The organism is Litchfieldella qijiaojingensis, from assembly GCF_014651875.1.
GTDB classification, from domain to species: Bacteria; Pseudomonadota; Gammaproteobacteria; order Pseudomonadales; family Halomonadaceae; genus Litchfieldella; species Litchfieldella qijiaojingensis.
This window is the reverse complement of sequence record NZ_BMXS01000011.1, coordinates 75,220-88,637: the sequence shown is the minus strand read 5'-3', so window position 1 is coordinate 88,637 and position 13,418 is coordinate 75,220. Positions and strand designations below refer to the sequence as shown.

General features: G+C 59.6%; 12 protein-coding genes and 1 tRNA gene. 6 read left to right on the top strand and 7 right to left on the bottom strand.

Annotated elements, in window-relative coordinates; all coding sequences use genetic code 11:
- Nucleotides 1-99 precede the first annotated feature (99 nt).
- From IE093_RS11900 to IE093_RS11870, 7 genes are all read right to left on the bottom strand, one after another.
- Nucleotides 100-1,839, bottom strand: coding sequence for an ABC transporter substrate-binding protein (locus tag IE093_RS11900; protein WP_189469444.1), 1,740 nt, complete (start codon nucleotides 1,837-1,839; stop codon nucleotides 100-102).
- A 57-nt stretch (nucleotides 1,840-1,896) separates the two neighbouring features.
- On the bottom strand, nucleotides 1,897-2,169 hold the full coding sequence (locus IE093_RS11895) for a DUF2160 domain-containing protein (RefSeq protein ID WP_189469442.1): 273 nt from the start codon (nucleotides 2,167-2,169) through the stop codon (nucleotides 1,897-1,899).
- 14 nt (nucleotides 2,170-2,183) lie between these two features.
- Nucleotides 2,184-3,113, bottom strand: coding sequence for a carbohydrate ABC transporter permease (locus IE093_RS11890; protein WP_229803509.1), 930 nt, complete (start codon nucleotides 3,111-3,113; stop codon nucleotides 2,184-2,186).
- Between the two features lies 1 nt (nucleotide 3,114).
- Nucleotides 3,115-3,999: a carbohydrate ABC transporter permease gene (locus IE093_RS11885; RefSeq protein ID WP_189469440.1), complete on the bottom strand. Its 885-nt coding sequence runs from the start codon at nucleotides 3,997-3,999 to the stop codon at nucleotides 3,115-3,117.
- Entirely contained in the window at nucleotides 3,992-5,092 is a 1,101-nt protein-coding gene (locus IE093_RS11880; RefSeq protein WP_189469438.1) for an ABC transporter ATP-binding protein, read from the bottom strand. Before IE093_RS11880 ends, IE093_RS11885 begins: the two co-directional genes overlap by 8 nt.
- 1 nt (nucleotide 5,093) lies before the next feature.
- Nucleotides 5,094-6,182 (bottom strand): ABC transporter ATP-binding protein, encoded by a 1,089-nt coding sequence (locus tag IE093_RS11875; RefSeq protein WP_189469436.1) that lies wholly within the window; start codon nucleotides 6,180-6,182, stop codon nucleotides 5,094-5,096.
- A 536-nt stretch (nucleotides 6,183-6,718) separates the two neighbouring features.
- Nucleotides 6,719-7,240 carry a YqaE/Pmp3 family membrane protein gene (locus IE093_RS11870; RefSeq protein ID WP_189469434.1) on the bottom strand — a complete coding sequence of 174 codons (522 nt, stop codon included), beginning with the start codon at nucleotides 7,238-7,240 and terminating at the stop codon, nucleotides 6,719-6,721.
- 293 nt (nucleotides 7,241-7,533) lie between these two features.
- Here IE093_RS11870 and IE093_RS11865 point away from each other — a divergent pair, with 293 nt between their 5' ends.
- From IE093_RS11865 to putA, 6 genes are all read left to right on the top strand, one after another.
- Nucleotides 7,534-7,692, top strand: coding sequence for a hypothetical protein (locus tag IE093_RS11865; protein ID WP_189469432.1), 159 nt, complete (start codon nucleotides 7,534-7,536; stop codon nucleotides 7,690-7,692).
- Nucleotides 7,693-7,766: 74 nt separating this feature from the next.
- A complete protein-coding gene (locus tag IE093_RS11860) occupies nucleotides 7,767-8,177 on the top strand; it encodes a CBS domain-containing protein (RefSeq protein WP_189469430.1) in 411 nt (136 codons plus the stop codon).
- 367 nt (nucleotides 8,178-8,544) lie between these two features.
- Nucleotides 8,545-8,618, top strand: a tRNA-Gly gene (locus IE093_RS11855).
- A gap of 60 nt (nucleotides 8,619-8,678) precedes the next feature.
- Nucleotides 8,679-9,056, top strand: coding sequence for a hypothetical protein (locus tag IE093_RS11850; protein ID WP_189469428.1), 378 nt, complete (start codon nucleotides 8,679-8,681; stop codon nucleotides 9,054-9,056).
- A gap of 77 nt (nucleotides 9,057-9,133) precedes the next feature.
- Nucleotides 9,134-9,943: an AraC family transcriptional regulator gene (locus tag IE093_RS11845; RefSeq protein ID WP_189469426.1), complete on the top strand. Its 810-nt coding sequence runs from the start codon at nucleotides 9,134-9,136 to the stop codon at nucleotides 9,941-9,943.
- 194 nt (nucleotides 9,944-10,137) lie between these two features.
- Entirely contained in the window at nucleotides 10,138-13,329 is a 3,192-nt protein-coding gene (gene putA, locus IE093_RS11840; RefSeq protein ID WP_189469424.1) for a bifunctional proline dehydrogenase/L-glutamate gamma-semialdehyde dehydrogenase PutA, read from the top strand.
- The last annotated feature ends 89 nt before the right edge of the window (nucleotides 13,330-13,418 follow it).

Genomic DNA, 13,418 nt, shown 5'->3' with positions numbered 1-13,418 from the left:
CCGCTCGTTGCGGGGCCTTGGTCCCGTTCGAGCAACCGGTTCCCTCTTTCTCGCGAAAGACTCTGGAGAGCGGGCCGCGAACGACCCGCTCGAGCGTCATCAGCGCGTGCCGGCAGCCATCCACTCTTCCATCATCTGGTCGTAGGGAACGGTAGTACCCTGCGGCATCTCGTCGTCGAGTTTGGCTTTGGGGGAACCGGGCTGCGACAGCCAGTACTCCGGGCTCTCCTCGCCGTTGAGCGCCGGCGCGTAGTTCTCGAAGACCTTAGCCCGAGCCAGGCGCAACATGATGTTGTCGAGATCGCCAGCCAGGTTGTCCAGCGCCTCTTGAGGCGTGATATCGCCACTCACGGCGGGTGCCAGGTTCTGCCACCACAGCGGTGCCATGCGCGGATAGTCAGGCACGTTGGTACCGGTGGGTGTCCAATTGGACTCGTTGGGGCTGCGATAGAACTCCACCAACCCACCTAGCTGGGGGGCCAGTTCGGTCATCTCGTCCGAGAAGATGTCGGAGCGGCGAATCGGCGTCAGGCCAGCGATCAGCTTCTCCAGCGACACCGTCTTGGCCGTGGTGAACTGGGCGAACAGCCAGGCCGCGGTGCGGCGATCTTCCGGGGTCGATTTGAAGAAGGTCCAGGAACCCACGTCCTGATAGCCGACCTTCATGCCATCTTCCCAGTAGGGACCAACCGGCGATGGGGCCATGCGCCATTTGGGATTGCCCTCTTCGTCGGTGACCGCCACATCGGGGCTGACCATGTCGGCGGTAAAGGCGGTATACCAGAACATCTGCTGAGCGATGTTACCCTGCGCCGGCACCGGTCCGGCCTCGCCAAAGGTCATGCCCTGGGCTTCGGGGGGTGCATAGTCGCGCAACCACTCGACCATCTTGGTCACGGCGAACACCGCAGCCGGCGAGTTGGTCGCGCCACCGCGGCTGACACTGGCACCCACCGGGCGGCTCTGCTCATCGACCCGGATACCCCAGTCATCCACCGGGTTGCCGAACGGCACGCCGGCACTGCCCATGCCAGCCATGGACAGCCAGGAGTCATGGAAGCGCCAGCCAAGCGAAGGGTCGCGGCGTCCGTAGTCCATGTGTCCATAAACCCTTTGGCCGTCGATCTCGCCGACATGCTCGGTGAAGAACTCGGCGATATCCTCGTAGGCTGTCCAGTTGGTGGGCACTCCGAGATCGTAACCGTAGATATCACGGAACTGTTTCTGCAGGTCCTCGCGCTGGAACCAGTCGTAGCGGAACCAGTAGAGGTTGGCGAACTGCTGATCGGGCAACTGGTAGATGCTGCCATCGGGTCCCGTGGTGTACTGAAGGCCGATGAAGTCATCCAGGTCCAGGGTCGGAAGCGTATAGTCGGCCCACTCGCTCTCCATCGCTTCGGAGAGATTGATGGTGGCGCCATAGCGGATATGGGTGCCGATGGCGTCCGAGTCATTGACGTAGGCATCGTAAATGTTGCGCCCTGACTGCATCTGGGTCTGCATGTTATTGACCACATCACCTTCGCCGATGATGTTGTGAGTCACCTCGATGCCGGTCAGCTCGGTAAAGGCCTTGGCCAATACGTCTCGCTCGTAGACGTGAGTGGTCAGTCCCTCCGCCACGGTATTGATCTGCATGCCACGGAAGGGCTCGGCCGCCTTGGCGAACCACTCCAGTTCGGCTATCTGCTCTTCTCGCGAAAGGGTCGAGCGTGGAAAGACCTCGTCCACCAGGCGTTCGATGGTGGCTCGGGTATCATGCTCGTCGGCATGCAGTGAGCCACTCGCCAGAATCATGCTGGCGGCCAATAGAGAGAGTCGCATTTTTGTCGCTTTCATGATGACCTCTTCGTGAATTGTGGTTCGTCCCTGATGAAACAGCTCCATGATCGTGATTCAGCCCCAGCGCATCAGTACCAGCATCCAAAGCACCGACACTCCCAGAGCCAGCCAGATGCTCAGCGGCGTGAAGCCCACTACCACCAGATGGAGATAAGCGGCGGACAACAAACCAATGAACAAGCGGTCACCGCGAGTGGTGGCGATAGGCAGAAAGCCCTTGCGCTCGACCGAGGGAGAGACCACTTCCCAGGCTGTCATCCCGGCCAGCAAGGTGGCGATGGTGGCGAAAAAGATTGCCGTGGGCAGCGTCCAGACCATCCAGGACATGGCGTTTCCTCCCTTCAGGTACGGCCCAGGGCGAAGCCCTTGGCGATGTGGTTGCGAACGAAATAGACCACCACGATGCCCGGCAGGATGGTCAGCACCCCAGCAGCCGCAAGCGTGCCCCAATCGATACCCGAAGCCGTGGAGGTCCGCGTCATTACCGAAGCGATCGGCTGGGCATTGGTGGATGTCAGCGTACGAGCCAGCAGCAGTTCCACCCACGAGAACATGAACAGGAAGAACAGCGTCACGCCGATACCTGAACGAATCATGGGAATGAAGATCTTGACGAAGAACTTGGGGAAGCTGTAGCCGTCGATGAAGGCCGTTTCGTCGATCTCCTTGGGCACGCTGCTCATGAAGCCCTCGAGAATCCACACCGCCAACGGAATGTTGAACAAGCAATGGGCCAGCGCCACGGCAATATGGGTGTCGAAAAGTCCCACCGTGTAATAGAGCTGGAAATAGGGCAGCAGGAACACCGCGGGCGGTGCCATCAGGTTGGTCAGTAGCCAAAAGAACAGATGCTTGTCACCGATGAACTGATAGCGACTGAAGGCATAAGCTGCCGGCAACGCTACCATGATGCTGATCAGCATGTTCATCAGTACATAGGTGATGGAGTTCACATACCCCATGTACCAATTTGCATCGCTGAAGATATTGGCATAGTTCTCCAGCGTGAAGTCCTGGGGCCAGAACGTCAGCTCGCCAAGGATCTCACTGTTGGTCTGGAAGGACATGTTCAGCAGCCAGTAGATCGGTAGCATCACGAAGACGATATAAACCATCATCAGTACCCTGGAGCGGGTATGCGAGGGGCGTTTTGCCACCTTGATGACGGGCTTCGCTTGGCTTTGAATCGTGGCCTGGACGGGCTTCGCTTGGCCTTCGACCGTGACCTGTCCAGGTACCGCCTGCGTTGCCGAACGGGTGGAATCATTCATCTCAGGCCCCTCCGTCTTTCTTGTCTTTTTGCATGTTCATGATGGCGGTGTAGAACACCCAGCTGACCAGCAAGATGATCAGGAAATAGATCAACGAGAATGCCGCCGAGGGTCCGACATCGAACTGAGCGGTAGCCATGATGGCCAGCGCCTGACTGAGGAAGGTGGTCGAACTGCCTGGGCCTCCGCCGGTCAGCACGAAGGGCTCGGCATAGATCATGAACGAGTGCATGAAACGCAGCAGGATGCCGATCACCAGCACGTTGGTCAGCTTGGGTAGTTGGATATAACGGAAGATCGCCCAGCGTGAGGCACGGTCGATGCGCGCCGCCTGATAATAGGCCTCGGGAATGGCCCGCAAACCGCTGTAACAAAGCAGGGCGATCAGCGGCGTCCAATGCCATACGTCCATGATGACGATGGTGATCCAGGCATCCAGCGGGCTGCGGGTGATGTTGTAGGAATAACCCAATTCGCGCAGGCTCCAGCCCATCAGGCCAATATCGCCCCGGGTGAATATCTGCCAGATACTGCCCACCACATTCCAGGGAATCAGCAGCGGCAGGGTCACCAGAATCAAGATCGCCGAAGCCTGCCAGCCCTTCTTGGGCATCAATAGCGCAATGCCGATGCCCAGCGGCACCTCAATGGCCAGGATGGTCAGCGAAAAGGCAAACTGGCGCCCCAGGGCACTCTGCAGCGTTGGGTCGTTGAGCATCTGCACGAACCACTCGGTACCGGTGAAGTACCGTGTCTGGGCGTCGAAGACGTCCTGCACCGAATAGTTGACCACCGTCATCAGCGGAATGATGGCCGAGAAGGCGACCAGCAGCAGCATGGGCAATATCAGCCACCACGCCTTGTTATTGCGCACCTTGTTATTCATGGTCTATCTCCACTCGGAATTCATCGACGTACAGGCCAACCCATTCATCGGGGAAACGGATGTAAGCGCTCTTGCTCGGCACCGGGCTGTCTTCGTCGATACGCGCCTTGAGGGCGATATCCCCCAGCCGCAACGACAAGATGGAATAGGTGCCAAGATCCTGGACGTCCTCAACCACGGCCTCGATACCGGCTTCCACCGGCGTGCCATGCACCTCGACGAATTCGGGGCGAATGCCCAGCCTGACATTGTTGGAACGCGCCCTGGCGACGGCGTCATGTATTCCTCGTCCAACCGGTATGACGGTGTCGTCGGCAATGACCTCGCCGTCTCTGACGCGGACATCGAAGAGGTTCATGCCGGGGCTGCCGATGAAGTAACCAACGAAGGTGTGGGCGGGACGCTCGAAGAGTTCCCGGGGTGTGCCGAATTGCACCACTTGCCCCTCGTACATCACCGCGATCTTGTCGGCGAAAGTCGACGCCTCCAACTGATCGTGGGTCACGTAGACCATGGTGATGTTGAAGCGCTGATGGATCTCCTTGAGCTTGCGGCGCAGTTTCCACTTGAGCTGGGGGTCGATGACCGTAAGCGGCTCGTCGAACAGGATCGCCGAGACGTCGTCACGCACCAGCCCCCGCCCCATGGAAACCTTCTGTTTTTCGTCGGCAGAGAGATTCTTGGCCTTGCGCTTGAGCTGAGGAGTGAGGTCGAGTACGTCGGCGACCTCCAGCACCCGTTCATGGACCTTGTCCGCGGGTGTCCCCACGTTGCGCAGCGGGAAGGCGAGATTGTCATACACCGTCATGGTGTCGTAGATCACCGGAAACTGGAAAACCTGGGCGATGTTGCGCTCCTCGGGTGGCAAGGCGTTGACCACCTGGCCGTCGAAGAGAACCTCGCCGCTGGATGGTTCCAGCAGCCCGGAAATGATGTTGAGCAAGGTCGACTTGCCACAGCCGGAGGGTCCCAGCAAGGCATAAGCGCCACCCTGCTGCCAGACATGCGTCATTTCACGGATCGCGTAATCCTCGGGCGAACCAGGGTTCGCCAGATAGGAATGCGCCAGGGATTTGAGAGCGATTTCTGCCATGTCACACTCCAGAGAGACGCGAAGGGATATGCACTACGGTTCCCTGCCGATCGAAGGCATACACCTTGTGAGTGGGGAAATAGACCGTGATCCGTTGATCGACCTCGAACTCGTGGACCCCAGCCAGGTGCACCACCATATGAAAGAGGTCGTTGCTGACGTGCAGGAAGGTCTCCGAGCCACTGATCTCCGCCAGGTCGACTTTCACCTGCAGTTCCAGGTCGTCATCGGCCTGAGGCGTCAACGATAGGTGGGAGGCACGCACACCGAACTGATACTCGCCCGGCGCCAGGGTTCGCAGGTCGTCGTTGAGCGGAAAGTGAACGCTCCTGTCGAAAGTGATTTCCGAACCGGAGACCAACCCCCGGACCACATTGATCGGTGGCTCCGAGAACATCTCGGCAGTGAGGATATCGCGGGGACGATGATAGACGTCCTCGGTGCGGCCATATTGCAGTAACCGTCCCTCGTGAAGCACTGCGGTGTTACCGCCCAGCGCCAATGCCTCACCCGGCTCGGTGGTGGCATAGACGGCGATGCAATTGCGTGCACTGAACAGCGCCCGCAGTTCCTCGCGAAACTCCTCGCGCAGCTTGTAATCCAGGTTGACCAGAGGTTCGTCGAAGAGAATGACATCGGCATCCTTGACCAGGGCACGCCCCATGGCGGTGCGTTGCTGCTGACCACCGGAAAGTTCGAGAGGATAGCGCTCGAGCAGATGCTCGATATGCAGCATCTCGGCGGTCTCGCGCACTCGTCGGTCAATCTCGCGTTTATCGACACGCGCCAGCTTGAGCGGCGAGGCAATGTTTTCGTAGACCGTCAAGCTCGGGTAGTTGATGAACTGCTGATAGACCATGGACACGTTGCGATGGCGAACCGAAGTCCCCGTCACATTGTGACCGTCCACCAGGATACGTCCACGGGTCGGTTGCTCCAGGCCAGCCATCAAGCGCATCAATGTCGTCTTGCCAGCCAGGGTTCGCCCCAGCAACACATTGAAGGAGCCCGGTGCCAGGTCCAGAGTGACATCATCGATGTGGGTGGCACCGTTGACCACGTGCGTGATGTTTTCAAGGATCAGAGACATGGCTATCTCGTTGTCATCGTTGGTTATACAGTGGCGTAAGCCGGGGATACGACGATTCGGCGCGGATATAACGAATCGCTAGCGGGGCCGTACCGGAGGGTCGCCCAGTTGGCGAGAGAGGGGGTGCTCAAGCGTGCCATGGTTAATACCTTTGTATTGTCTTTGTGGAAGGCGAAGGCTCAGACATGTTCGTTTTCAAACAAAAGCAAACAAAAATGTTCGTTTTCGATAATGAAGGCTAGCGTACCCCATGGTGGGCTTCAATCGCTTTTTCGCCTCGACGACTCATACCATAGTCTATGAACCACGGGCATATAAGCGAGTATATGCGGCAGGGTATCGGGGCTAACAGATGAGGGATTCGCCACGCTTCAAGCGAATTCAGGCCATACGCCTATGTTCGATTGGCTTTTCGAGACAGGGCCACTGTTTCGTTTTCGATCATCCGTGATCTTGGAACACTCACGGGTGTGGCGGAGGGCATCGATCGAAGCGTCGCAAAAAGATGGGCGAGTGCAGGCAGTTTCGGACAACGCCTAAGCACGCTTGCGTAGCCACCAGCCATGCAACACACCCGGCAGATAGCCGAGCAATGTCAGGAGGATATTGACCCAGAAGTGGCGGCCCAACCCGGCTTGCAGGTAGACGCCTAGCGGCGGCACGAGAAAGGCTGCCACCGTGAGCGCCGTATTCGAGCTACCCGTGTGCGTTTCCGCCCTTGCCGGTTCCCTGGCAGATACGTTCACTGGCTGTCTTGGTGATGTCAGCGGAAGCTTTCCCTCCCAGTGCCCGACGCTGTCATCGCTATCGGGGCGATAATGCAGATGGGCCTCGGTATCGATCTTCTGCTGCAGTTCGTCAGCACCTGCCGCCAAATCCTCGTGATAGCGTTCCCAATCCTCCCAGTCATGGGGAGTGCCGGTTCTCGGGCGATGCTGCCCCGCTTCGCGGGCTCGGGACCAAGCTAGTTCCTCTAACGTATTGGGCTTGTCCTTTTCCTTGTCCCCGTCCTTGTCAAGGCGAACGCCTTTCCGGGCCAGATATTCACGTGCGTCCATCGGGCACCCTCCCGCTCTCGCCTACCCCACACTCATCATTAATTTCTATTGCCGGATTATATTCATTCAAATTCATGTCGATCCGCCGCTTGGGGATACTGACGTCCTTTTCATTTCAGTCATTTGAGGCACAACTCACTTGTCGACACCGGCTACCCGGTTCGAGTCGACGTTGCGCCTCGGGGTTCCCCATCGTCATCACATAGGACATAGAGGAGTTCGGATGCTGATCGCCGGAACTGCGGGCCGGACACCGGCGCGCCCCATTGGCGATCGTATTCAGCGATCCACAGATGGCAACCATCGGACTCAGCTATGCTGAACTGGAGAGACGCTATGGCGCTTGTGAATTCGAGGCGGGGCTACGTACCGCACTGCGTGACCTCAACGCCAACCTGCAACTGGGGCCAGCCATCGTCGAGCGTTGCATGGAATGCGGTCCCGGCGATTGAGGTATCGCCGGCCATGCAAGCGCCATGGTCGAGGTCCATAATGGACTATGTCCTCTGGCAGAAGGAGAATCGCCATGCCTAACAAGGCGCCCACCATCGTTCGCGACATCATGTCGCGTGACTGTTACCGCGTAAGTGGCAACACATCGGTAACCACCCTGGTCAAGGGATTGGCACTGCATCGCCTGCCCGGGGCTCCGGTGGTTGATGGCCGTGATCACTTGATCGGCTTCATCTCCGAGCAGGATGTCCTGGGCAAGGTACTGGAAAGTGCCTACCTCAATGACGAGCCCCCACTAGTCAAGGAGCTGATGCGTCACGAGGTGCTAGCGGTGTCGTCCACCAAGAGCATCACGGACCTGGCCCAGGAAATGCTCGGCACCAAGCCCAAGGTCTATCCGGTGGTGGAACAAGAGCGTCTGGTAGGGATCGTCACCCGGCGTGATGTACTCAGTGCGATTCTCAAGATGCGCACCGGGAACTGAGCCCACTCCTTCCTGAGGCAAAGGCCTCGGCAGTGCCGGGGCTACCGCCCCTTCCATCGCTTCGACAAGCGCACAAGAAAAAGCCGCCAGGCGAAGACACCTGGCGGCACAAGGATCGAAACTGCAAGCTTGACGCAATAGACGGAGCGACTGCTATCACCCGCGAAAAATTGCGCTTGCGTCCTTTGTGACCACAAAATGCCGAAAAGTTCTCAGTATCCGGCAAAGTTTTTTTCGGTGGTCAGCCGAAAAAGAGCCCACGGCTCCAGCGGGAACAGAAAAACAAGGGCTTACCGGGGTTGAGTGATTATCTTCGCGAGACGGCTTGCTTTCGATAACCCATTGGATTTACTATCGAAACCGCATTGCGGGTGTAGCTCAATGGTAGAGCAGAAGCTTCCCAAGCTTAAGACGAGGGTTCGATTCCCTTCACCCGCTCCATCCTTGCCGACGGGGCGACACGGCAACCACCTCACCGGCTTCATCACCAAGGTGCTGGTCATGGCACTGTTCCTGCTAGTCTTCGCCGTCTGCATGCTGGTCCTGTGTAGCGTGGTCGGCATCCTCATGCTATCCCGCACGCCTCGATACCGTACCGAACCCAAGGACCTGCTCGCGTTGTTCGACAAGGCCATCGACGGCAGCGTCGGCGAAACCGAATGGAATACCATCATCGGCTATCCCGTGCGCCATGACGACTATCTCGAGAACGTGCGTCGCCGTGCGCAGCACCTGATGGACGAACACGGACGGCCTTGGAGAGCAGCCAGGGGAGAACCCCTGATGTCTCCCGCGGGACGCGAGGAACTCGCCGCCCTGCGCGACCACTTGGCGGCTCACACCGCCCTGCGCGAGCAGCAACGCCAAGACGCTGAATGATGAATGAATAGCTGCCTTTATCGCACCCAAGCCATTACAATGGGCCATGCGCTTGCGTTCATGCCTGAGGTCACGTCATGTCCAGTGCCATCCGCCTGATCCCACTAGACAACACGACCAAACATCATGATCACGACTTCCACCAGATCGTGATCGGTCTCAATGGTCATGCCGAATTCGAGATCGAAGGGCTGGGTGGTTCCATTGCGTCGCTATCCGGCTGTATCGTGCCGGCCAATCATGTCCATTACTACGAGGGCATCGGCGAGAACCGGCAACTGATCCTCGACCTACCGGTCGACACACCCTCGCTGACCGGCCCACACCACGAGCTGTCCCGGCTCTTCGACGCACCACGTTTCTTCACCCTGGATGAACCGCTGCGCTTGTATCTCAACTTCCTGACCCAGGAATTGAGCCAACCTCATCATCGACACTCTCTCGCGCAGCGACAAGGGCAAGGCGACCTGCTTGCCGCCACCTTTCTGGGCTGCCTCCACGCCCGATTGCACCCTGACCTCCCCGCCAAGGGCACCAACCGCCTGAACCTCCAGGCGCTCGACCGTTTCATTCAGCGCCACCTCGCCGAACGCCTGACAGTTACCGACCTGGCGCGCTATGCCTGTCTCAGCGAAGCGCATTTCAGCGAATGCTTCCGCGCCCAAACTGGACTGACTCCCTATCAATACCTGTTGCGCCAACGCCTGGGAGCCGTGCGCCACCTGCTTACCTCGACCCGCCTGCCCCTGTCCGAGATCGCCGCACATACCGGCTTCGCCAACCAGAGTGCCCTATCACACGCTTTCCGGCGGAAATTTGGCCATCCTCCCAGCCAACTGCGACGCTCGGCCGACAAGACCGCCTCTCTGCTGCCAGCGAGCTCTTAACGACAAACTGGTTTTTTCCTAGACTAACGTCTAAGAAACCTCAACCGACTCCTCCATTTCCCGCGTTTTCGACAAATCCTGCCAAGGAATTGGCAAGACGACACAACCTTTCCCACTCTACATTCAGGCCCTCAACAAAGGGGGCGGCTCCGTCGAACAGTGGGGACGTCCACCCATCGCTATGGGGTAGTTACATGCTCAATGCCAACAACATGCTGGACAGCACCACCTGGAAACAGGATCTCGAGACGCTATTCACCCGTATCAGTGATCACTACATCGTCGACGAAGACGCCTTCGTCGCGGAACAAGTGAAACTTCTCGCCGCCGATGAGGAAGATTTCAAGCGCATCGCCGCCAAGACGGCCGAACTGGTGCGTGAAGTCCGCGATATGGATACCGCGGTGGATACCATCGATGAGCTGCTGCAGCAGTACAGCCTGGATACCCATGAGGGCCTGATGCTGATGTGTCTGGCCGAGGCCATGCTGCGCATTCCCGACAAGGCCACCGCCGACGCCCTGATCGAGGACAAGCTGGGCCCCGCCGACTGGAAATCGCACCTCGGGCAGAGCGAGTCCTGGTTCGTCAATGCCTCTACCTGGGGCCTGCTGATGACCGGTCGGGTGATCAACCTGGATCGACCCAAGGACGGGAAGCCGGCCAGTTTCATCAACAAACTGGTCAATCGCATGGGCGAGCCGGTCATTCGCCGCGCCATGTACGAAGCCATGAAGATCATGGGCAAGCAGTTCGTGCTGGGACGGGATATCGACGAAGCCCTGAAACGCTCCAGGCCCCTGTTCGACAAGGGATATACCTATTCCTACGACATGCTTGGCGAAGCGGCGCGCACACGAGCGGATGCCAAGCGTTACTTCGACGACTATGCCAACGCCATCGAGCGCGTCGGCAAGACCAGTGCGACACTTTCCGATCGCACCCCGGCACCATCGATTTCGATCAAGCTCTCGGCACTGCATCCGCGTTATGAATTCGGCCGGCGGACGCAGGTCCTCGAAGAGCTGGTGGCCAGCGTCAAGCAACTCGCCGCCATGGCCCGTGAGCGTGACGTGGCCGTGACCATCGATGCCGAGGAGGTCGACCGCCTGGAGTTGTCGCTGGAGGTCTTCCGCTCAGTGTTCGAAAGCGAAATCTGCCGCGGCTGGGGTCGCTTCGGACTGGTGGTACAGGCTTACTCCAAGCGTGCTCTGCCGGCGCTGCACTACCTGAACCGCCTCGCCGAGCAACAGGGCGACGAGATTCCCGTTCGCCTGGTCAAGGGCGCCTATTGGGACACCGAGATCAAGGAATCCCAGCAACTCGGGGTGGACGGCTATCCGGTCTACACGCGCAAGGCCAATACCGATGTGGCATACCTGGTCTGCTCGCAGTTCCTGCTGTCCGAGAACACCCGCGGGCGTCTCTTCCCGCAGTTCGCCACCCACAATGCCCATACCATCAGCGCCATCCTCGAGCTGGCCAATGAAGCCACCCGTGCCTTCGAGTTCCAGCGCCTGCACGGGATGGGCGAGGCTCTGTACGACGTCGCCCTGAAACGGGCGCCACAGGGTACCTATTGCCGCATCTACGCGCCGGTCGGTGCGCACAAGGACCTGCTGCCGTACCTGGTCCGTCGCCTGCTGGAGAACGGCGCCAACTCTTCCTTCGTGCACCAGCTCGTCGACCCGCGGGTTCCCGTGGAATCGCTGTGCGTGCACCCGGCGGAAACCCTCAAGCAGTACTCGACCTACGCCAACCCCAAGATTCCCTTGCCCAAGGACATCTACGGGCCGAAACGTCAAAATTCCAAGGGAGTGAACTTGAACATTCGCAGCCAGTACCAGCCGCTCATGGACGAGATGGCCGCCTTCATGGACAAGGAACACAACGTCAAGCCTCTGCTGGCCATCGAGGTAGCAGACGACCCCGCCAACACCCATGCGGTGCTGTGCCCCTTCGACCGTCGCGTCCGGGTCGGTAGCGTGCAGTGGACGACCAAGGCCCAGGCCAGTCAGGCCGTGGACGCCGCCTGGGCAGCGTTTCCGCGTTGGGATGCCACCCCCGTGTCCGAGCGTGCGGCGATCCTTCGTCGCCTGGCCGAGTTGATGGAATCCCACATGGCCGAATTGATGACGCTATGCTCGCGCGAGGGCGGCAAGCTGCTCACCGATGGCGTCGACGAGATTCGCGAGGCGGTGGACTTCTGCCGTTACTACGCCATGCGCGCCGAGGAACTGTTCGGCGATGCCACCCGTCTGCCCGGCCCCACCGGCGAATCCAACGACCTGATGCTGGCCGGCAAGGGCGTGTTTGCGGCGATCAGCCCCTGGAACTTCCCGGTGGCGATCTTCTGTGGCCAGATCATGGCTGCGGCAGTGGCGGGCAACACGGTACTGGCCAAACCCGCCGAGCAGACCTCACTGGTCGCCCACCGGGTCATCGAGCTGCTGTACGAAGCCGGCATGCCGCGCGACGTGGTCCAGTTGCTGCCGGGCGATGGTCCCACCGTTGGCAGCGTGCTCACTTCCGACCCGCGTATCACCGGGGTGGTGTTCACCGGCGGTACCGATACCGCCCAGATCATCAACCGCGCCCTGGCTGCCCGCGAAGGAGCCGCCCTGCCGACCCTAATCGCCGAAACCGGTGGCATGAACGCCATGATCGTCGACTCTACCGCGCTGCCCGAACAGGTCGTCGTCGACGTCATCCAATCGGCCTTCCAAAGCGCCGGTCAACGCTGTTCGGCCCTGCGCGTGCTCTATCTCCAGGAGGACGTGGCCGACCGCGTGATCGAGATCCTCAAGGGAGCCATGGACGAGTTGCACGTCGGTGACCCCCGCGACTTGGGCACGGATGTCGGCCCAGTGATCGACGAGGACGCTCGCAAGGGGCTCTCTGCGCATATCGAAACGCTCAAGGGTGAAGGACGCCTGGTAGCGGAGACCAAACTCGACCCGGCACACACTGCACATGGCACCTTCGTGGCACCGGTCGCCTTCGAGATCGATGGTATCGATGCCCTCGAACGCGAGCAGTTCGGTCCCATCCTGCATATCGTGCGCTACAAGGCCGAGGATATCGACGCGGTCATCGAGTCGATCAACGAGCGTCGCTATGGTCTGACCTTCGGCGTGCATAGCCGCAATGAATCCTTCGCTGAAGCCATTGCGCAGAAGATTCGGGTCGGCAACGTCTACGTGAACCGCAATATCATCGGCGCCGTGGTCGGGGTGCAGCCTTTCGGCGGTCAAGGGCTGTCGGGTACCGGTCCCAAGGCTGGCGGCCCGCACTACCTGCTGCGCTTTGCCACCGAGAAGACCCTGACCATCAACACCGCCGCCCTTGGCGGCAATGCCTCCCTGCTCGCGCTAGGCGATGACTGACCTGGTACGAACAGGCCGTCGGGCAAGGCACCTCGCCTTGCCCATCTGACGGGGGCGTACGAAACCACCTTGCCTGACCAATCACGGCA